Annotated in this window: 18 protein-coding genes; 8 read left to right on the forward strand and 10 right to left on the reverse strand. The window is 65.9% G+C overall.

The genetic code is table 11. The features are described from left to right. Positions 1-86: 86 nt before the first annotated feature. Positions 87-1,133: a TRAP transporter substrate-binding protein gene (locus HV681_RS03335; protein WP_105238771.1), complete on the reverse strand. Its 1,047-nt coding sequence runs from the start codon at positions 1,131-1,133 to the stop codon at positions 87-89. A gap of 339 nt (positions 1,134-1,472) precedes the next feature. Continuing rightward, positions 1,473-2,360 (reverse strand): LysR family transcriptional regulator, encoded by an 888-nt coding sequence (locus tag HV681_RS03340; RefSeq protein WP_175121693.1) that lies wholly within the window; start codon positions 2,358-2,360, stop codon positions 1,473-1,475. A gap of 93 nt (positions 2,361-2,453) precedes the next feature. On the opposite strand from HV681_RS03340, the gene HV681_RS03345 reads away from it, so the two are divergent. Together HV681_RS03345 and fabV are read left to right on the forward strand one after the other, a co-directional pair. Further along, positions 2,454-3,416: a DMT family transporter gene (locus HV681_RS03345; RefSeq protein ID WP_175121694.1), complete on the forward strand. Its 963-nt coding sequence runs from the start codon at positions 2,454-2,456 to the stop codon at positions 3,414-3,416. 118 nt (positions 3,417-3,534) lie between these two features. Next, on the forward strand, positions 3,535-4,725 hold the full coding sequence (gene fabV, locus HV681_RS03350) for an enoyl-ACP reductase FabV (protein ID WP_175121695.1): 1,191 nt from the start codon (positions 3,535-3,537) through the stop codon (positions 4,723-4,725). A gap of 66 nt (positions 4,726-4,791) precedes the next feature. Here fabV and HV681_RS03355 read toward each other — a convergent pair whose 3' ends face one another. Continuing rightward, complete coding sequence (locus HV681_RS03355; protein WP_175121696.1) at positions 4,792-5,094, reverse strand: hypothetical protein; 303 nt, start codon at positions 5,092-5,094, stop codon at positions 4,792-4,794. A gap of 57 nt (positions 5,095-5,151) precedes the next feature. Continuing rightward, complete coding sequence (locus tag HV681_RS03360; RefSeq protein WP_105238766.1) at positions 5,152-5,829, reverse strand: ABC transporter ATP-binding protein; 678 nt, start codon at positions 5,827-5,829, stop codon at positions 5,152-5,154. Between HV681_RS03360 and HV681_RS03365 the strand changes: the two genes are divergently transcribed. Next, positions 5,828-6,475: an arylesterase gene (locus tag HV681_RS03365; RefSeq protein ID WP_175121697.1), complete on the forward strand. Its 648-nt coding sequence runs from the start codon at positions 5,828-5,830 to the stop codon at positions 6,473-6,475. The two genes, HV681_RS03360 and HV681_RS03365, sit on opposite strands and share 2 nt — an antisense overlap. 16 nt (positions 6,476-6,491) lie before the next feature. Here HV681_RS03365 and HV681_RS03370 read toward each other — a convergent pair whose 3' ends face one another. After that, a complete protein-coding gene (locus HV681_RS03370) occupies positions 6,492-8,450 on the reverse strand; it encodes a SurA N-terminal domain-containing protein (protein ID WP_175121698.1) in 1,959 nt (652 codons plus the stop codon). A 353-nt stretch (positions 8,451-8,803) separates the two neighbouring features. Here HV681_RS03370 and HV681_RS03375 point away from each other — a divergent pair, with 353 nt between their 5' ends. Genes HV681_RS03375 through HV681_RS03385 form a run of 3 tightly spaced genes read left to right on the forward strand, consistent with a single transcriptional unit; the run spans position 8,804 to position 11,779 of the window. Next, positions 8,804-10,129, forward strand: a complete 1,326-nt coding sequence (locus HV681_RS03375) for a M20/M25/M40 family metallo-hydrolase (protein WP_175121699.1) — start codon at positions 8,804-8,806, stop codon at positions 10,127-10,129. After that, positions 10,126-10,875, forward strand: coding sequence for a glycerophosphodiester phosphodiesterase (gene ugpQ / locus HV681_RS03380; RefSeq protein ID WP_175121700.1), 750 nt, complete (start codon positions 10,126-10,128; stop codon positions 10,873-10,875). The genes HV681_RS03375 and ugpQ overlap by 4 nt, the downstream gene beginning before the upstream one ends. Positions 10,876-10,888: 13 nt before the next feature. Next, a complete protein-coding gene (locus HV681_RS03385; protein WP_175121701.1) occupies positions 10,889-11,779 on the forward strand; it encodes a 23S rRNA (adenine(2030)-N(6))-methyltransferase RlmJ in 891 nt (296 codons plus the stop codon). 141 nt (positions 11,780-11,920) lie between these two features. Here the strand turns inward: HV681_RS03385 and HV681_RS03390 are convergent, their stop codons facing one another. The 3 genes from HV681_RS03390 to HV681_RS03400 all read right to left on the reverse strand — a co-directional run bounded on the left by HV681_RS03390 (position 11,921) and on the right by HV681_RS03400 (position 14,732). Then, on the reverse strand, positions 11,921-13,351 hold the full coding sequence (locus tag HV681_RS03390; RefSeq protein ID WP_175121702.1) for a dihydrolipoyl dehydrogenase: 1,431 nt from the start codon (positions 13,349-13,351) through the stop codon (positions 11,921-11,923). A gap of 274 nt (positions 13,352-13,625) precedes the next feature. Continuing rightward, positions 13,626-14,354 (reverse strand): glutathione peroxidase, encoded by a 729-nt coding sequence (locus HV681_RS03395; RefSeq protein ID WP_108005634.1) that lies wholly within the window; start codon positions 14,352-14,354, stop codon positions 13,626-13,628. A gap of 177 nt (positions 14,355-14,531) precedes the next feature. Next, positions 14,532-14,732 (reverse strand): heavy-metal-associated domain-containing protein, encoded by a 201-nt coding sequence (locus HV681_RS03400; RefSeq protein WP_175121703.1) that lies wholly within the window; start codon positions 14,730-14,732, stop codon positions 14,532-14,534. A 151-nt stretch (positions 14,733-14,883) separates the two neighbouring features. Here HV681_RS03400 and HV681_RS03405 point away from each other — a divergent pair, with 151 nt between their 5' ends. Both HV681_RS03405 and cueR read left to right on the forward strand, forming a co-directional pair. Then, the gene (locus HV681_RS03405) at positions 14,884-17,166 is read left to right on the forward strand and encodes a heavy metal translocating P-type ATPase (protein ID WP_175121704.1); all 2,283 of its coding nucleotides are present in this window, start codon (positions 14,884-14,886) and stop codon (positions 17,164-17,166) included. Beyond that, entirely contained in the window at positions 17,163-17,555 is a 393-nt protein-coding gene (cueR, locus tag HV681_RS03410) for a Cu(I)-responsive transcriptional regulator (RefSeq protein WP_175121705.1), read from the forward strand. The genes HV681_RS03405 and cueR overlap by 4 nt, the downstream gene beginning before the upstream one ends. A gap of 98 nt (positions 17,556-17,653) precedes the next feature. On the opposite strand, the gene rlmD is transcribed toward cueR, so the two are convergent. Together rlmD and HV681_RS03420 are read right to left on the reverse strand one after the other, a co-directional pair. Continuing rightward, positions 17,654-19,147 carry a 23S rRNA (uracil(1939)-C(5))-methyltransferase RlmD gene (gene rlmD, locus HV681_RS03415; RefSeq protein ID WP_175121706.1) on the reverse strand — a complete coding sequence of 498 codons (1,494 nt, stop codon included), beginning with the start codon at positions 19,145-19,147 and terminating at the stop codon, positions 17,654-17,656. A 215-nt stretch (positions 19,148-19,362) separates the two neighbouring features. After that, positions 19,363-20,115 (reverse strand): TorF family putative porin, encoded by a 753-nt coding sequence (locus HV681_RS03420; protein WP_175121707.1) that lies wholly within the window; start codon positions 20,113-20,115, stop codon positions 19,363-19,365. Positions 20,116-20,412: the final 297 nt, after the last annotated feature.

A 20,412-nucleotide genomic window follows, 5' to 3' on the forward strand; every position in this document is an offset into this window, starting at 1 on the left:
GCGGACCTCATGCCAAGGTCACGGACCACCGCGCGCCATCACCGGCCGGAATTCGCGCCGGCCCGCGGGCCGGCGCGTCCTGGCGCTTACTTGCTGGCGGTCAGGTTCAGCGTCTTGCCGACCGTGGCATTCCAGTCCTTCACGCACTGCGCCGAGCAGCGGGCGGCCCACTTGGGCAGGACGGCCTCTTGCGCCACCTTCTTGAGCAGCGCCTTGTCGGCGTCGGAGGGTTGCACCAGGACCATCTTGCCCTTGACCGGGAACGGGCACGCGGCCGCGCCGGTGTTGCAGTCATAGCCTTCCTGCGTCTGGCGGGCGGCGGCATCCCAGATGTTGTCGACCAGCGTCTTGACGTTGTCCTGCAGGAACGTGCGCACCTTCGGATCCAGCTTGTCCCAGGCCTTCTGGTTGACGGCATGGATCTGCTGGTTCCAGTTGATCGGCAGCGCGACCAGGTGTGTTGACACCTCGTACCACTTCGCGGAGTAGCCCGACAGCGAGCCCGTGATGGCACAATCGACCACCTTGTTCTGCAACGCGGGAACGACTTCGCCGAAGGCCATCGTCACGCTCGAACCGCCCAGTGCTTCGACAAATTCGGCCGTGGTGCGGCTGCTGGTGCGGACCTTCTTGCCCTTGATGTCGGCCAGGCCCTTGATCTCGGCATTGCAGAACAGCACCTGCGCCGGATAGGTGGAGATGCCCAGCAACTTGACGTTGTTGCCTTCGCCGTACAGCTTGGCGTAGACGGGCTCGAAGGCTTCGGTCACGGCGCGCGCGGTCTTGACGTCGGGCGCGAGGCCAGCCAGGTCGATGGCTTCGTTGATCGGGTTGTCGCTGGCAAAGTAGGACAGCGTGGCGGTGCCGAATTCGATGACGCCCTGCGACATCAGGCGCAGCAGCTCGGGCCCCTTCAAGCCCATTTCATTGAAGCCCTTGATCTCCGCCGTGACCTGTCCCTTGGACTGCTCGGGAATGGTCTTGGTCCAGAACGGCTTTTCGTAGTCGTTGTAGGCGGTCAGGTTGGACAAGCCGCCCACGATCTTCAAGTGGGTCTTGGGAAGGTCCTGGGCGTGGACGGCGCCAGCCAGAAGGCTGGCGGCGATGGCGGCAAAAGCAAGGGACTTCTTCATGGAAAAACTCCTGGCTGCGGGATCGTGTGCCGCGCGCGGGATCCCGTTGTCCTGGTTGCGCGCCGGTAGGAATCGGTGGTCTCGGATGTGTATCCAGCCGCTACTCCGTTATGAGCGCCATTGCAGCGTCAGGGGCGGCGAGCGTCCAATCGTAAGTTCCGATGTGGGGGTATAAATATTTTTTGGGTCTCGCGGCGCACGGCGGCGCCAATCCGCGCAAACGACGCATCGGCGCGGCTTTGCGGCCGACGGGCAAGCGCGCCCGCACCCATCTCGCTTATGCAACAAGCAATCCGCGACGCCGCCCGCTCGGGAAAACACCTACGGCCAAATTGCCGGTCAGGTCTGCGCGGCAACCTTCTGCGCCATCTGCGCGATGACGCGCACGGCATGGCTGTCCGGCCCTTGCACCCACGTGGCGGTGAAGCTCAATTCGGGCAGCGGATCAGCCTGCACCTGCAGAATGCGCAACTCGCCACGCGCCAGCTCCTTGCCCAGAAACACGGGTGCGATCACGCTGGTGCCGATGGCGTCCTGCGTCATCCGCACCACCATGGACATCGAGGCGCTGCCATACATGCGCGGCGACGTGACACCCGCACGGGTCAGCATGTCGCGCACCACGCGGTACGGCGAACTGTTGGAGGGATAGGTGATGATCGGCAGCTTGCCGATCGTTGCGAGCGTCAGGGGCTCGGGACCCAGATCGAGCAGCGGACTGGCGACCCACGCCAGCGGATAGGTGCACAGCGGCAGATTCTCGACCCGTGCCTCAAGCACCGGCCCCATCAGAAACGCCAGATCGATCTGGCGCGACATCAGGTGCGAGCGCAGCACATGCGTGGTATCGACTTCGATTTCCAGCACCAGCGCGGGATACGTCGCGTGGATCAGTTCAATGAGCGCGGGCAGCCAGGTCTGCACGATGGTCTCGGCCACGCCGATGCGCACGGTTCCCGACATGACGTTCTGCTCGCGCGCGGCTTCGAACATGTCGCGCCGCACCTGCAGCATGCGCTCGGCATGCGACAGCAGTTCGTGTCCCTTGGCGGTCAGCTTGACGCCGCGCGCATCACGCTCGAACAGCTTGACGCCCAGGTCGGCTTCAAGCGAAGCGATGCGCTGCGAGACGGCGGGTTGCGTGGTGTTGAGTTTGTCGGACGCGGCGCGAAAGCTGCCCAGCGTGGCGACCCAAAAAAACGTTTCGACGTTGCGTAGTTCTATCATTGGCCTTTTCCCCCGGCGCGATGAGCGTATCATGTCAGCCGCCCATCGCCCCAAAGGCGCCATGCCTCGTGCACGCTGAAAGGAGTACCCTCCATGTCCCCGGCCGATAACGGTCGCCCGCGCCCCGGCGCGTCCGCCGCGCGCGGCCCGATGATCGGTGTGCTGCTGCTGGTGCTGTCGATGTGGACCCTGTCGTGCCTGGACGCGAGCGGCAAGTGGGTCATGGACGCGGGCGTACCTTTGCTCGTGCTGTCGTGGTTCCGTTACGCCATCCACCTGGTGCTTGTGCTGGCGCTTGTGCTGCCCGCGCGCGGCATGCGCGTGTTGCGCAGCACCAAGCCGCGCGAGCAGCTCATCCGCGGCGGCTCGATGTTCCTGGCCACGCTCATGTTCTTCACGACGCTGAGCTACATCCCCCAGGCCGAGGCCACGTCCATCAATTTCCTGGCGCCGTTGCTCGTGCTGTCGCTGGCGCCCTGGATCCTGAAGGAACCCGCGCGCATGTCGCGCTTTATCGCGGCGGGCATCGCCTTTGTCGGCGTGCTGATCGTCATCCGCCCCGGCGGCGGCCTGCACCCGGTGGGCACGATCTTCGGCCTGCTGACGGCCTGTTGCTTCACGGCCCAGTTCATCGCCACGCGCCGCGTCGCCGGCGACGATCCCTTCACCTCGCTGATCTGGAGCGGTGCGGTGGGCACGATCTGCCTGACCCTTGCCCTGCCCTTCATCCTGCCGCCCGCCCTGCCGTTCCTGCAGGCCTTGTCGGCGTTCGACTGGGCCGTGCTGATCTCCACCGGCATCACGGGCTGCGTGGGGCACCTGTTCCAGATCGCCGCCTACCGCCGCGCGCCGGCGTCCACGCTGGCGCCGTTCATCTACCTGCAGATCATCAGCGCCACGTCCGTGGGCTGGCTGGTATGGGGCCATTTTCCCGACCCGCTGACCTGGCTGGGCATCGCCATCATCTGCGCCAGCGGCGTGGGGATCGGCATGATCGAATGGCGCCGGGGTCGCGCGCAAAGCGCCGCGGCGGCGCGGGCTGCCCGCGGCACGTAAGCCCGGCGTTGAACGGCGACAGATTCGAAATCGCGGGCCGGCCGCCTCCCGTACAATGCGCATCGCCTGATGCCCATTCCCGCATCCGTCCCTGGCGTATTCCCAACAAGAGGCTCCCATGATCATCAAGCCCCGCGTGCGCGGTTTCATCTGCGTCACCACCCATCCTGCCGGCTGCGAAGCCAACGTGAAGCAACAGATCGACTACGTGAAGGCGCAAGGACCGGTGCCCGGGGGCCCCAAGCGCGTGCTGATCCTGGGCGCGTCGACGGGGTATGGGCTGGCCGCACGCATCAGCGCGGCCTTTGCCTGTGGCGCGCAGACGCTGGGCGTCTTCTTCGAACGGCCGGGCGACGCCGCCAAGCCGGGCACGCCGGGCTGGTACAACAGCGCCGCGTTCCACAAGTTTGCCGAGGCCGAAGGCCTGTACGCCAAGAGCATCAACGGCGACGCCTTTTCCGATGAGATCAAGCAAAAGACCATCGCCGCCATCAAGGCGGACCTGGGTCAGGTCGATCAGGTCATCTACAGCCTCGCCGCCCCGCGACGCACGCACCCGAAGACGGGCCAGGTCTACACCTCCACGCTCAAGCCCATCGGCAAATCCGTGACCTTGCGCGGCCTGGACACCGACAAGGAACTCATCAAGGACGGCGTGCTGGAACCCGCCTCGCAAGTTGAAATCGACGCCACCGTCGCCGTGATGGGCGGCGAAGACTGGCAGATGTGGATCGACGCGCTGCTGGAGGCCGGCGTGCTGGCGGAGGGCGCCACCACCACGGCCTTTACCTATCTGGGCGAAAAGATCACGCACGACGTCTACTGGAACGGGTCCATCGGCGCGGCCAAGAAAGACCTGGACCAGCGCGTGCTGGACATCCGGGCCAAGCTTTCGGAACACGGGGGCGACGCGCGCGTGTCGGTGCTCAAGGCAGTGGTCACGCAGGCAAGCTCGGCCATCCCGATGATGCCGCTGTACCTGTCCCTGCTCTTTAAGGTCATGAAGGAAGACGGCACGCACGAAGGCTGCATCGAGCAGGTGTATGGGCTTTATCGCGACAGCCTGTGCGGCCCGTCGCCGATCCTGGACGGCGAAGGCCGGCTGCGCGCCGACTACAAGGAACTGGACCCGAAGGTGCAGGCGCGGGTGCAGGCGCTGTGGGATCAGGTCGATACGGACAGCCTCTATGCGCTGACCGATTTTGCTGGCTACAAGCGCGATTTCCTGCGGCTGTTCGGGTTTGAAATCGACGGCGTCGATTACGCGGCCGACGTCGATCCGGTCGTGGAGATCCGCAATCTGGGCTGAACGCGGGCCGGCAGCGCCGCCGGTGCGTTACTCATGCTGTCCCGGCGCGTCGGGGCAGCGCCATTCCTACAGGTATTCCAGCGTCACCAGATAGTGCTTACCCGCAGCCCGGTCTTCAGCAGTGGCCGCGGGCATTTCCCGCACGGAGGTCTTGACCCGCAGCGCCGGGTCCGCTGCTCGGATACGGGATTCCGTTGCGCAGACCACTCGGGGAAGCCCGCCCGCGATTGCCGGCGTCACGCGCGGCATGCAGACCGCCGGTTCCACGATGGCCCCGGCAAAGCGGATGACGCCATCACTTGCACTGGCAACGGCGGGCGCCACCAAGGCAACAATCAAGCACGCATAGAGGGATGTACGGACGGACATGGCAACTCCTTGAGTTAGCCTACTCCCGTACATTTCCCACAGCAATGGGTATTCGTCTCAATCGTCCGTCACCATGCGGCCGGCCGCCAGCACCAGTTGCCGCCCGCAGCGCGCCGCCAGTTGCGGATCGTGCGTGACCAACACCAGCGTTGTCCCATGTTCGCGGTGCAGGTCGAACATCAGATCGATGACCGTCACGCCAGTTGCGGCATCCAGGCTACCGGTGGGTTCGTCAGCAAACAACAGGTCCGGCTGCACCACAAATGCACGGGCCAGCGACACGCGCTGCTGCTCGCCGCCCGACAACGTGCGCGGATAGTGGTGCAGGCGCGCGCCCAGCCCCACCCGCTCCAGCATGGCCTGCGCGGCCTCGCGCGCGGATTGGCCGGCCAGCTCCAGCGGCAGCATCACGTTTTCCAGCGCGGTCAGGTTGGGCAGCAACTGGAAGGACTGGAACACGAAGCCGACGTGATTGGCCCGCAGGCGCGCGCGGCCGTCTTCGTCCAGGGCGAACAGGTCCTGCCCGGCAAGGTGTACGCTGCCCACGCTGGGAACATCCAGACCGGCCAGCAGTCCCAGCAGAGTCGACTTGCCCGAGCCCGAGCTGCCCGTGATGGCCACGGCGCTGCCCGCCGCGACCGTAAAATCAATTCCTTCCAGGATAGAAAGCGATCCACCGGCATCGGCCACCCGCTTGCCCAGCCCTTTCACCACGATTGAGTTATTGCTATCCATGCGCCTATTTTCCCGTCTGCTTCTTGTGACTGCCTTCGCGACCGCCGCGGCGGCGCCCGCCCACGCTCAGACCGCCGCGGCGCCCCAGGGTTCCACGCCGCGCACCGTCCTGGTGGTGGGCGATAGCCTGTCCGCCGAATACGGCATCAAACGCGGCACGGGCTGGGTGCCCCTGCTGTCCGCGAGGATCTCAGAACAATACCCGAAGTTCCAGGTCGTCAATGCCAGCATCAGCGGCGACACGACCAGCGGCGGCGTTGCCCGCCTGCCCGCCCTGCTGCGCCAGCATGCGCCGGCGGTCGTGGTGCTGGAGCTGGGCGCCAACGACGCGTTGCGCGGCCTGCCCCTGAACATGACCGAGCAAAACCTGCGGACCATGACCCAGGCGGCGCGCAAGGCCGATGCCGACGTGCTGATCGTCGGGATGCAGATTCCGCCCAATTACGGACGGGACTACGCCCAACGCTTCGCCGCGGTGTTTTCCAATGTGGCCAAAAACGAAAACGCCCGGCTCGTGCCCTTCCTGATGGAAGGTATCGCGACGAACCGGGCGATGTTTCAGGCTGACGGCATCCACCCTAACGAGGATGCCCAGCCTCAATTGCTGGACAACGTGTGGCCGGCGCTGCGGCCCATGTTGAACTGACTATCTGCCAGGGCGATCAGCCCGCGGCCTGGGCCTGATCGCCGCGGATGACATCCGCGGCGGCGGGCGTGACGTTCACCTCGTACTGCTGGCGCAGCATGCGGATCAAAGCCTCGTTTTCGGCTTGGCCCCATGCACCCGACAGTTGCTGCGCCAGGCGCTCCATGTCGGCGGCATCGGACTTGCCGGCTTCCACCTTTTCCAGACGCACCAGCGTGTAGTCCACGCCGGACTGCACGCCCGTGAAGGCCGGCAGCGTGGCCGACGGCAGGCGCATCACGGCGTCCAGCACCGGGCGCGACAGATCCTGGGGATTCTGGCGCGTCACACTGATGGCCGGGCCGAAGCCTTCGGGCGTCGCGGCGGGATCAGCCTTGGCGGCCGCCAGGGCCGCCTCGCCGGCATTCTTGGCGGCTTCGGCGGAGCGCTCGTCGAGCAGCTTGGCGCGAATGACTTCGCTGACCTTGTCCAGCGGCGGCACGTGGGCCGGTTCAACGGAGGCAACGCGCACGGCCAGCATCGTATCGGGCGCGAGTTCGATCACACCGGAATTCTGCTTTTCGCGCAGCACGTCGGGCGAGAACAGCACCTGGCGCACGCGCGGGTTGTCCAACAGCGCGGCGTCGGGGCTGTCGGCGGCGGAGCCCGGACCGGCCTTGTCGGCGGGCAGCAGGCCTTCGCGGGTGACGCCGGAAGCGGTGCGCAGCTTCAGGCCGACGGCGTCGGCAGCCGGTTGCAGGCTGTCGCGCTGGTCGTAGACCTGCTTGTTCAGCTGGCTGGCCATCTCGGAAAAACGCTGCGCGGCGATCTGCTTGCGGACTTCCGCGGTGATCTGGTCCTTGACCTCGGCCAGCGGCTTGACGGCGCCCGGGCTGATTTCCGTGACCTTGACGATGTGCAGGCCAAACGGGCTTTCGACCACGCCGGACACCTGGTTCTGGGCCAGGCCGAAGATGGCCTTGTCCAACGGGCCGGGCTGCGCACCCGGGACAATCCAGCCCAGGTCACCGCCCTTGGCGGCCGAGCCGGCGTCCTGCGAATTCTTGGCAGCCAGTTCGGCGAACTTGGCGGGATCGGCAGCGGCCTGCTTGGCGATGTCTTCGGCCTTCGCGCGCGCGGCCTTGCGGGCGTCTTCGCCCGACGGCAGCTCGATGAAGATGTGGCTGGCGCGGCGGCGCTCGGGCTGGCCAAAGCGGTTCTTGTTCTGTTCGTAATACGAAGCCAGGTCCTCGTCCTTGACCTGCACGCCTTGCGTGGCGGCGGCTTCGTCCAGCACCAGGTATTGCACCTGCACCTGTTCCGGCACCTGCAATTGCTGCTTGTTGGCGTCGTACCAGGCCTGGATGTCGGCCGGGTTCACGGTGACTTGCGAGCGGAAGTCGGCGGCGGAGAAGTTGCGCAGTTGCACGGTGCGGGCCTGGGTCAGCGCCGATTCCACGGCGGCGACCACTTCGGCCGGCGCGCGGGCCGATTCGCCGACGGGCTCGAGCACACGGGCGATGGCCAGGTCGCGGCGCAGGCCGGCTTCAAACGACGTCGGCGACATGCCCTGCGCGGCCAGCACCTGGCGATAGCGTTCGGGCGAGAAGCGGCCGTTATCCTGGACTTCGGGGATGGCGGCGATCGTGTTGCGCAGCGTCTCGTCGGACACCGAGAAACGGTTGTCGGCGGCCACGTTGGCGAGCAGGCGCTGGTTGATGAGCTGGTTCAGCAGGCCTTCACGCAGCGCGGGCGTATCGATCACGGCCGGATCGAACTGGGCGCCCAGGCGCTGGCGGAACTGGTCAAGCTGGTTGCGGTGCGCCTGATCAAACTCGGCGCGGGAAATCGGCTGGCCAGCCACCGTCGCCAGCTCGGGCTCCCGACTCATGAAGCTGTCATAGCCTTGAATCCCGACCAGGAAGAAGGAAGGCACGATCAAGATCAGCAGGATGAACTGCATCCAGCGCCGATGGCTGCGAATAAATTCGAACATGGAATCCCTGTTGCCGCGCTCCGGGGGTAGACGCCCGGGGCCGCACGAAAACGCATAAAAAAAGGCGAAGTCGATTCGCCTCTATTCCCATACCGGTTCAAACCGGGTTCAGCGGGCGGATTTTACCATTTCTCATTCATTGCGCGGCCATTGTCCAAGCCAACGGGCAATGCGCGGCGTCGTGGACCATCTGTCCCCACGGAGGGCGAGGTCCGTCAACCCGGGAATCCCCCATTACCGCCCCCGCCCCGCGCTCGTATCGTGGACCTGGGGTTAGCCCGCAGATCGGGGGCCGCCCTGCCAGGCCGGCACAAGGCCGGTTCCCCTTCCCGCGCGCAAAAAGGTCACCCACGATGCCGTTCATGCCTTCCCGCCTCCCGTTGCTGAAGTCCTGTGTCGCTTTGATGTTTCTGAGCTGCGCCCACGCCGCGCAGGCGGCCCCGGTGGCCAATGTGCTGGAGGCGGCCAAGGGCCAGCAGCAGGCCATGCTCGATACCATGCGGGATCTGGTGAATATCGAGTCGGGCAGCAAGGATGTCGAAGGCGTTGAACGCATCGCCGAACTGATCCGCGACCGGCTCAAGGAACTGGGCGGCGCCGTCGAGATCATTGCGCCTACCGACGTATTCCGGCTGGACGACACCCCCGAGAAGGTCGGGCCGATGGTCCACGCGGAATTCAAGGGCGGCGGCAGCAAGAAGATCATGCTGATCGCCCACATGGACACGGTGTACCGCAACGGCATGTTGAAGGACCAGCCGTTCAGGATCGACGGCGACAAGGCCTATGGCCTGGGCATTGCCGACGACAAGCACGGCGTGGCGGCCATCCTGCACACCATCGCGCTCCTGAAAACACTGCAGTTTGCCGACTACGGCACGCTGACAGTGCTGATCAACGGGGACGAAGAGATCAGCTCGCCCGGCGCGCGCAGCACCATCACCCGCCTGGGCGCCGATCAGGATGCGGTCTTTTCGTTCGAGGGCGGCGGCATGGAACCGCGCCTGACGCTGGCCACCAGCGGCATCGGGGCGGCGTACCTGACCGTGCAGGGCAAGACCTCGCACGCAGGCGCCCGGCCGGAGGGCGGCGTCAATGCGCTCTACGAGTTGTCGCACCAGCTCCTGCAGCTGGACGATCTTTCCAAGCCCGACGAGGGGCTGAAGCTGAACTGGACCGTCGCCCAGGCAGGCACCAACCGCAACGTCATTCCGGGACTGGCCACCGCCCAGGGCGACGCGCGGGCGCTGCGCGTATCCGACTTCGACGCCCTGGCGCGCACGCTGGAGGAACGCATCCAGAAGAAACTGCTGCCCGAGTCCAAGGTCAGCGTGAAGTTCGAGGTCCGCCGCCCGCCGCTGGAGGCGACTGCGGCATCGCGCGCCCTGGCCCAGCACGGCGTGAAGATCTACCAGGAGCTCGACCTGCCGCTGAAGGTGGTGGACCGGGCCAGCGGTGGCGGCACGGACGCGGCCTTTGCGGCGCTGAAGGCCCGCGGACCCGTCATCGAGGGCATGGGACTGAGCGGATTCGGCGCGCATTCGAATGACGCCGAGTACATCCTGGTCAACAGCATCGTGCCGCGCCTCTATCTGGCCACGCGCATGATCATGGACGTGTCGCAGAACAAGGTATCCTTGCAACCTGTCCCAAAAGAACCTCAAAGCAGCACCAAATGACCGCAAACCTCCCCTCCTGGCCTTACTCCCGCCACATCGCGCACCGCGGTGGCGGCCGTCTGGCGCCGGAGAACACGCTGGCCGCCATGCGCGTCGGCGCCGAACACGGCTTCACCATGTTTGAATACGACGTGAAGCTCAGCAGCGACAACGTGCTGGTGCTGATGCACGACGACGACGTCGACCGCACCTCGAACGGCAAAGGCCCTGCCGCCGCCAAGACCTACGCCGAACTGGCGCAGCTTGATTTCGGTAGTTGGCATTCGTCGGCCTACGCCGGCGAACCGCTCCCCACCTTTGCCGCCGTCGCCCGCTACACGCTGGCCAACGGCATCGCCAGCAACGTCGAGATCAAGCCCTGCCCCGGCCGCGAAGCCGAAACAGGCCGCGCCGTCGCCCTGGCGGCCCGCGAACTGTGGCAAGGCGCCGGCACCGCGCCGCTGTTGTCCTCGTTTGCCGAAGAAGCCCTGGAAGCCGCCCGCCAGGCCGCGCCCGAATTGCCGCGCGCCCTGCTCGTGGAAAAGGTGCCCGCCGACTGGCGCGAACGCCTCGCCAAATATGAATGCGTGGCGCTGAACATCAACCAGAAGGACGCCACCCGCGAACTGATCGACGCCGTGCACGCCGCCGGCTACCGCATCGCGGCCTGGACCGTCAACGACCCCGAGCGCGCGCGCCTGCTGCTCGACTGGGGCATCGACGGCATTTTCACCGACGAGCTGGCCACCATCCGGCCCGCCGCCTGAGGCAGAAAGCCCCGTGTTCAGCTACCGCCACGCCTTTCACGCCGGCAACCATGCCGACGTGCTCAAGCACGCCATCCTGGTCCATACCCTGGACTACTTCAACAAGAAAGACGCCCCGTACTGGGTCATCGACACCCATGCGGGCGCCGGCCTGTACAGCCTGGACAGCGACTGGGCAGCCAAGACGTCCGAGTTCGCGGACGGCATCGGCCGCCTGTGGGAAGCGCAGGACCTGCCGCCGCTGCTGGCCGATTACGTTGCGCGCATCCGCGACTACAACACCAACGGCCGGCTGCGCCGCTATCCGGGCTCGCCGTGGCTGACGCTGGACGCGCTGCGCCCCTCCGACCGCCTGCGCCTGTTCGAAATGCATCCCACCGAAATCGACACGCTGGTCGGCAACCTGGAGCACCAGGGCCGCGCCGCGCAGCGCCAGACCACGATCTACGGCGACGACGGTTTCGAGGGCATCAAGGCGCTGCTGCCGCCGCCCACGCGACGCGGCATGGTGCTGATCGACCCGTCGTATGAGGACAAGCACGACTATCGGCGCACGCTCCTCACCGTGAAGGAGTGCATCAAGCGCTTTGCCACCGGCACGTATGCCATCTGGTATCCGCTGGTGCAACGCCGCGAGGCCAGCGAGATGGCGCGCCATTTCGAGAACCTGAAGGTCAAGAGCTGGCTGCACGCCACCCTGACCGTCAAAAAGGCGACCATCGATGGTTACGGCCTGCACGGCAGCGGGATGTTCCTCATCAACCCGCCCTGGACGTTGCACGACGCGCTGAAACAGGCCATGCCGTATCTGGCGCGCGAACTGGCGCAGGACGAACGCGCAGGCTTCACGCTGCAATACCGCGAGAACCCGTTCCCGGTGCCGAAGAAGCAATCGGACGACTGACGCCCGGCCCCGCACCGGGGCAATGCGGCCGCACCGACGACTAAGGGCCGCGCCTTCATGGCGCGGCCCTTTTTGCCGTCGCGACCCTTTCAGGTCAGCGACCCTTTTTTTGCGTCCGCAACCCCATTACATCAGCGGCGCTCAGACCGTTTCGACGTCGGCCTGGCGCATCGCTTCCTGCGCCAGCGCCAGCTTCGACGCGGCATCGCGCAGCGCGGTGCGCAGGCCTTCCTCGATCACGGGGTGGTAGAACGGCATTTCCAGCATGCGCGCCACCGTGAGCTCCTGCTGCACGGCCCACGCCAGCAAGTGACCGATGTGCTCCGCGCTGGGTCCGATCATCTCGGCCCCCAGGAAGCGGCCCGTTTCGATGTCGGCATAAACATGCAGCATGCCGCGGTTCTTCAGCATGACGCGCGAACGGCCCTGGTCGCTGAAATCAACTGCACCGGTAACGAACGTGCCCGGCACCAGCTTGGCGTGTCCCGCGCCGACCAGCGCGATCTGCGGATCCGAGAAGACCACACCCAGCGGCGCACGGCGCAACCCCTCGCGCACTTCCGGGAAGCGCGCCGCGTTCTCGCCCGCAATGCGGCCTTCGTCGGCGGCCTCGTGCAGGAGCGGCGCGTCGGCGTTGGCGTCGCCGGCAATGAAGATCGGCGAGCTGCCCGCCTGCATCGTCAGCCGGTCAAACTGCGGCACGCCTTGCGCGTTCAGCGCCAGCGACGTGTTTTCCAGACCAAGACCATCGACGTTGGGACGGCGGCCCGTGGCGACCAACGCGTAGTCGAAGCGCTCGGTGCGCTCGCTGTTGTCCAGCGCCACGTAACGCACTTCCACCTCGTCGCCGACGCGGCTGGTTTCCAGGACGCGGGCATCGGTGTCCAGATAGAACTCGCGCTGAAAGATCTTGCGGGCGGTTTGCCGCACCTGCGGATCGCTGATGCCGCCCAGGCTGCCGCTCATGCCGAACACGCGCACTTCCACGCCCAGCCGGGCCAGCGCCTGGCCAAGCTCCAGCCCGATCACGCCAGGCCCGAAAACCGCCACGCGATTAGGCAGGTCGTCCCACGCAAACACGTCATCGTTCACAACGAGGCGATCGCCGAGCGCGCGGAAAGGCGGCGGCACGGACGGCCGCGAGCCGGTGGCGATCACGACACGCGAGGCCTGGATTTCGGTGTGGTCATCCACACGCAGCACGGTGTCGGACACGAATTTCGCGTAGCCGCGCACCTTGTCTTCGGCCGGAATGTTTTCCACGCCGTCGACAACGAAGCCCACAAAGCGGTCGCGCTCGCGCTTGACGCGGTCCATGACCTCGGCGCCGTCGACCGTGATTTCTCCGCCGACATGCACGCCGAACGCATCGGTGTGCGCCGCCGCGTGCGCCGCCTCGGCGGCCGCGATCAGCAGCTTGGACGGCATGCAGCCGACCCGGGCGCAGGTCGTGCCGTAAGGGCCGCCTTCGATAAGCAGCGCGCGCTTGCCCGCCGCCTTGGCGGCTCGGTAAGCAGCCAGGCCTGCGGTGCCGGCGCCGATGACAGCAATGTCGGTATGCAGCGTCTTCATGATTGGGAGTCCCCCGTAGTCGCGTAATGATCAGAATGTGAAGGCAAATTCCGCCTTCTTGCGTGCCCTCGAGGCAAACGCCGTCCAGCGCCCTGATTGCGGACGCACGGCGCCCGCACAAGGGCGCAAAAGAAGGGAAACTTGCGGGAGTAGCGCGGCGGCTACGTTGCCGGCCCTTGCGCCGGAGCGCGCGGCGGCCAGTGCGGAATCAACCGCCGCGCGTCCGGGCGACCGGGCGGGGGCCATGCCCCTGCCCGGCCGTCTCGCCGGTCTATCAGGCGAAGTGCGCCTTCAGGTCTTCCAGGCCGCCGATCAGGGCGCCGTTGATGAACACCTGCGGGGCCGTGCCCTTGCCGGACACTGCGCCGATCACGCGGCCACGGACCTTGTTTTCCAGCGGGATCTCGATCGGGGCGTAGCCCTTGCTGTCCAGCAGCGCCTTGGCTTCGACGCAGAACGGGCAGCCGGGCTTGGAGAACACCACGACCTGGTCAGGCTTTTTGGCGGACGGCGCGAAGTGAGCCAGCATGGTGTCGGCGTCCGACACTTCAAACGGATCGCCTTCCTTTTCCGGCTCGATGAACATCTTTTCAACGACACCGTCCTTGACCAGCATGGAATAGCGCCAGCTGCGCTTGCCGAAGCCCAGGTCGCTCTTGTCGACGAGCATGCCCATGCCTTCGGTGAAGGCGCCGTTGCCGTCGGGCAGCAGCGTGATGTTGGCCGATTCCTGGTCCTTGGCCCATTCGTTCATGACGAAGGTGTCGTTGACCGACACGCAGACGATGCTATCGACGCCGGCGGCGAAGAACGCGGGAGCCAGTTCGTTGTAGCGCGGCAGGTGGGTGGACGAGCAGGTCGGCGTGAAAGCGCCGGGAAGCGAGAAGACCACGACCGTCTTGTTCTTGAACAGGTCGTCGGTCGTGACCTTCTTCCACGTGTTGTCCTCACGAACGGGGAACGTCACATTCGGAACACGTTGGCCTTCGCGGTTTTGCAGCATTCGATTCTCTCCTTGGTTTGATAACTTAAGTGGCGGGTTTCTGGCCCGCCATGAAAAGAATCATAAATCCCTACTATCAATTAATCCAATTTAATTAACTTAATTGATCGATAGCTTTTGGCGATTACTAAATATTTTGCGAAAGACCGAAGCTATCACAAAGCCGCGTTCGCGTCCTCAGACGCGGGCCGGCTCGTAACCCGCGTCGCGGATGGCGGCTTCTACCTTGTCGGCCTGGTCGGTGCCGCTGATGGTGACGCGATGCGTGGGCAGATCCACGGCGACCACGGCGCCCGGGACAGCCTCGTTGACGGCGCCGGTGATGGTCTTGACGCAATGGCCGCAGGTCATGTCGGGCACTTGGAAAGCGATGCTCATGGTTTTCTCCAAAAGTTGACGGCGGCGCTTGAGCCACCATGTCGGGCAGGTTAAACGTTCCCATCATGTCAAGGTCAAGCGTAGAATGGCGCTTGACCTTCCCACGATGGGAAGGATGAAACTGGGCGCTCCCATCCAGATCGAGATAGTCATGCACGCAGCACGCTCGTCCTCATTTTCCGAATTGGAACTCGCCATCGAAGGCATGACCTGCGCATCATGCGTCAAGCGCGTGGAAAAAGCGCTGGCGAATGTTCCCGGCGTTGCGCAGGCGCAAGTGAACCTTGCAACCGAGCGCGCGCGGGTCTCATTTGACCCCACTGCTGCCGAGCCGCAGGCGCTCGTCGCGGCCGTCGGCAAGATGGGCTATGAGGCGCGCCCGATCGCCGCCCAGGATGACCATGCCGAGCGGCAGTCCGAGGCCCGCGACGCCGAGGCGCACCGCCTGCAACGTGCATTCATCGCCGCGCTGGTCCTGACGCTGCCGGTGTTTGCGCTGGAAATGGGATCGCACCTGATTCCCGCCATGCACCATTGGGTGATGGAAACGATTGGCCGGCAAAACAGCTGGCTGCTGCAGTTTGTACTGACCACCGCCGTGCTGGTCTGGCCGGGCCGGCAGTTCTTCACCAAGGGGCTTGTGGCGCTGTGGCGCCGCGCGCCCGAAATGAATTCGCTGGTGGCGCTGGGCGCGGGCGCGGCCTGGGGCTATTCGGTCGTCGCCACCTTTGCGCCGGGCTTGCTGCCGGATGCGGCGCGTAACGTCTATTTTGAAGCCGCCGCCGTCATCGTCACGCTGATCCTGCTGGGCCGCATGCTGGAAGCCCGGGCCAAGGGCAAGACGGGCGCGGCCATCAAGCGGCTGATCGGCCTGCAGCCGCGCACCGCGCGCGTGCTGCGCGACGGCCAGGCGCAGGACATCGAGATCGAACGCGTGCGCACGGGTGACATCGTGATGGTGCGGCCGGGCGAGAAGATTCCGCTGGACGGCGACATCATCGAAGGCAGCTCGTATGTCGACGAGTCCATGCTGACGGGCGAGCCCGTGCCGGTGGAAAAGCAGCCTGGCATGCAGGCCACTGGCGGAACGCTGAACACGTCCGGCAGCTTCACGCTGCGCGTCACGCACACGGGCGCGGACACCATGCTGGCCCGGATCATCCGCATGGTCGAAGCGGCCCAGGGCGCGCGGCTGCCGATCCAGGCGATGGTGGACCAGGTGACCGCATGGTTCGTGCCGGCGGTCATGGCGGCCGCCCTGCTCACCTTCCTGGCGTGGTTCTTCATGGGCCCCGAACCGGCTCTATCCCATGCGCTGGTCAACGCGGTGGCCGTGCTGATCATCGCCTGCCCGTGCGCCATGGGGCTGGCCACGCCCACGTCCATCATGGTGGGCACCGGGCGCGCCGCCGAAATGGGCGTGCTGTTCCGGCAGGGCGATGCGTTGCAGACGCTGCGCGACGTCAACGTCGTGGCCTTCGACAAGACGGGCACCCTGACGTTGGGCAAGCCCACACTCACCGAACTGGAGCCCTCGCCGGGCCAGGATGCGCAGCAGGTCCTGCAGTGGGTGGCGTCCGTGCAGGCGCGCTCCGAGCATCCCATCGCGCTGGCCATCGTGGCCGCGGCAGCCGAACGCAAGATTGAACTGCTTCCCGCCGAAAACTTTGCCGCCATTACCGGCGCCGGCGTCGAGGCCACGGTGGCGGGCCGCAAGGTGCTGGCGGGCGCAGCGCGTCTGATGGCCGAACGTGGCGTCGACGTCAGCGCATTCGGCGCACGCGCCGCCGACTGGGGCAACGAAGGCAAGACGCCGATCTACGTCGCCATCGACGGCCAGGCGGGCGCCATGATCGCCGTGACGGACCCGGTCAAGCCCTCGGCCGTCTCCGCCATCGCCGCGCTGCACGCGCAAGGCCTGAAGACCGCCATGATCACGGGCGACAACCGCCACACCGCGCAGGCGGTCGCGCGCCAGTTGGGCATCGATGAAGTGCGCGCCGAGGTGCTGCCGGACGGCAAGGTCGAGGCTATCGCGACGCTGCGCGAAGGCGGCCGCAAGGTGGCATTCGTGGGCGACGGCATCAACGATGCGCCCGCATTGGCCGCAGCCGACACCGGCATCGCAATCGGCACCGGCACGGACGTGGCGATCGAGGCAGCGTCCGTCGTGCTGATGGCCGACGACCTCCACGGCGTGCCCAACGCCATCGCGCTCAGCCGCGTTACGCTGGCCAACATCCGCCAAAACCTGTTCTGGGCGTTCGCCTACAACGCGGCGCTGATTCCCCTGGCCGCTGGCGCGCTGTATCCGGCCTTCGGTCTGTCGCTGTCGCCGATCTTTGCGGCGGGCGCGATGGCGCTGTCCAGCGTCTTCGTGCTGGGCAATGCGCTGCGCCTGAAGGCATTCCGCCCGCACGGGAGGCAAGCATGAACATCGGACAAGCCGCCAAGCAATCCGGCATCTCGGCCAAGATGATCCGCTATTACGAAAGCATCGGCCTGATCAGCCCCGCCGTGCGCACCGATTCCGGCTACCGCGTGTACAGCGATCATGACGTGCACACGCTGCGCTTCGTGCGCCGCGCGCGCGATCTGGGGTTTTCGGTCGAGCAGATGAACGAGCTGCTGGCGCTCTGGCAGGACCGCAGCCGGGCCAGCGCAGACGTCAAGCGCATTGCGCTTGAGCACGTTGAGGAGCTGGAGCGCAAGGCGGAGGCGCTGCGCGAGATGGCCGCCACGCTCAAGCATCTGGCGCAGCATTGCCATGGCGACGAGCGGCCCGACTGCCCCATTCTGGAGAACCTGGGTTGCTCGCACTGACGACACGCGGCGGAAGTTTTCCGGCCGCGGGATAACGCCCGGCTCGGGAGACGCCCGCCGCGGGGTACGCCCGCCGCGGGTTCGCCCGCCGCTGCTTTTTACTGGTCCGCCTGCGCCTCGGCGGCGACACGGGCCTCGTAAGCTTCGGTGGCAGCCTGCTTGGCTGCCGCCTTTTCAGCCGCCGCGGCCAGCTTGGCTTCCTCGGCGGCCGCCGCATCGGCCGCTGCCTGGATCGCGCGCTGACGAGCGCGTTCCTTCGCCTCCCGCACACCCTCGGCATCCAGCGTTTCGAATACGGCGATGGATTCCACATGGCCCGTGTGCGGGAACATGTTGATCACGCCGGCGCTCTTGAGCACGTAGCCGCCTTCGTGGACCAGGATGGATGCGTCGCGCGCCAACGTGCCGGGATTACAGGACACATAGACGATGCGGCGCGGCCGCTCTTCGTACGTGAGATCGGACAGCGCCTGCGACACGGCGTGGGCGCCTTCGCGCGGCGGATCGATCAGCATGCGGTCGAAGTAGCCCAGGCTGCGCAGCCAGGTCGCGTCGACTTCAAAGAGGTTCAGCGTGGCAAAGCTGGTGCGGTCGCCCAGGCCGTGGCGCGACGCCGCATCGAAGGCGCGGTCGGTCAGCGCCTTGCTGCCTTCCACGCCCACGGCCTCGCGGCCCTGCGTGGCCAGCGGCAACGTGAAGTTGCCCAAGCCACAGAACAGATCGGCCACGCGGTCGGTGGGCTGCACGTCCAGCAGTTTGAGCGCGCGGGACACCATTGCGCGGTTGATGGCGTGGTTGACCTGCGTGAAGTCGGTGGGCCGGTACGGCATGCGCAGGCCGAACTCCGGCATGGTGTAGGACAGCGCATCGTTGTGCTCGCGCTCCAGCGCGTGCACCGTTTCCGGCCCCTTGGACTGCAGCCACCATTGCACGTTGTGCTTGGCCGCGAAGGCGCGCAGGATGGCGATGTCGCCGTCGGTCAGCGGCAGCAGATGGCGCAGCACCAGCGCCGTCACGCCTTCGCCGAGCGCCACCTCGATCTGAGGCATGCGGTCAGGGGCGGACATGGACGCGATCATTTCGCGCAGCGGGATCAACAGATCGCTGACGTGGCGCGGCAACACATGGCATTCGCGCATGTCGGCTACGAAGCTGCTCTTGCGTTCGTGAAAGCCCACAAGCACCCCGCCCTTCTTGGGCACCACGCGCACCGACAGGCGCGCGCGATAACGGTAGCCCCAGGTTGGCCCCTGCAGCGGCGGCAGAATCAGCGCGGGGCGCAGCTTGCCGACATGCCAGAACGTGTCTTCGAGCGCGCGCTGCTTGATCGCCACCTGCGTGGTGGGCTCCAGATGCTGCATGGCACAGCCGCCACAGACGCCGAAATGCGGGCAGCGGGGTTCCACGCGTTGCGATGAGGGACGCAGCACCTCGTCGACACGGGCGGTTTCATAGGAAGGCTTGCGGCGCAACGTGACCGCGGTGACCCGTTCGCCCGGCAAGGCGCCTTCCACGAAAATGACTTTCCCGTCGCGGCGGGCGATCCCCCTGGCTTCCAGGTCCAGGGATTCGATACTCAAAACGTCAGACATCTCACGCAGTCCAGAATTGCACGCAACCCGTGATTGTAGAAGGACTTCGCGATTTACCGGAAATCGGGTTTGATGGGGCCGGAGCGGCCCGCACCACGCCGCGTGGTGCTGCGCCCCGCGCGGGTAAAAAAGGGGCTGTTCCGGCCCGCCGCCGAGCAAGGCGGCGTGCCGGAACAGCCCCAAAGGCCGGCGCCGTTCAGGCGCCGCCACGGATATCAGAACGAGCGCGCGACCGAGAAGACAGCGCCGATACGGCCCGACGGGTGACCGTACTTGGTGGGCAGCCAGTTGTCCTTGGTGGCGCCGACGGCCGCCAGACCGAGGATCCAGCCCTTCAGGTCCTTGGTCACGCCCACCTTGTAGTCGACGTAATGGCCGATCGAGTCGCCGTCCATGTTGGTCTGGTTCTTGAGCTTCTGGTAGCCCAGATGGCCCAGCAGTCCCCAGCCGTCGCCCAGGTCGAATGTGGCCGTGCCGTCCAGGTACCAGGTGCCCTTGCTGTCCGGCGTGCTGAAAAAGTCGCTGGGCGTGTACGAATACTTGAGGCTGTAGTTGCCGTAGGACGCGCCCAGGTAGAGGTCCGTGTTGTTGTAGTTCCCGCCCTTGGGGGAACTGGAGCCGGGATAGTAGTAATGCAGCACGCCCGCATCCAGCGTAAAGCCGCCGCCCACGTCACCCTTCCAGCCGCCGTAGAAATCCATTTCCAGGTTGCCGTCGGTGAACACGAAGCTGGAGACGTTGGAGTTCCAGTTGCCCAGGTAGAAGCCCGAACTGTGGTTCAGGTCAAAGCCCAACTGAACGGCGGGACGGAAGTCGGTCTGCGAATAGCCGCGGAAGCGGTAATCGCTGACTATGGTGGCGTTACCGCTGAGCGAAAAGCCGCCACCCAGGTCGGTGGGTTCGGCTTGCGCCACACCTGCAAAACAAGCGGCAAGCGCGAGGGGCAAGGCTAGCAACGTCTTATTCATGGTGCGAAGGTCCTGATCGGATAGTCGAAAGAGCGGACGGCGCGCGGCGCATCCGGCTGGCCGGCTTGTGCAGGTAAAGCCGGCTCAAATCCCTTCAAGCAATGTCCGTGCCAGGTCTCAGCTCCAGCGTGCGGCCTGACGCAGTGTCCTTCGGGCTATGGCAATGCACCATGCTGGTGCCCTCTTATGGGGCGCGGCCAAGGCCCATGCGTCAAAACGGGGAAATCCGGCCTGGCCCCGCCTGGAAAACAAACACCCCGGCACGCGGGAAGCGTGTCGGGGTGCTGTTCAAGCGGA

Source organism: Achromobacter animicus, from assembly GCF_902859585.1.
Classification (GTDB): domain Bacteria; phylum Pseudomonadota; class Gammaproteobacteria; order Burkholderiales; family Burkholderiaceae_B; genus Achromobacter; species Achromobacter animicus.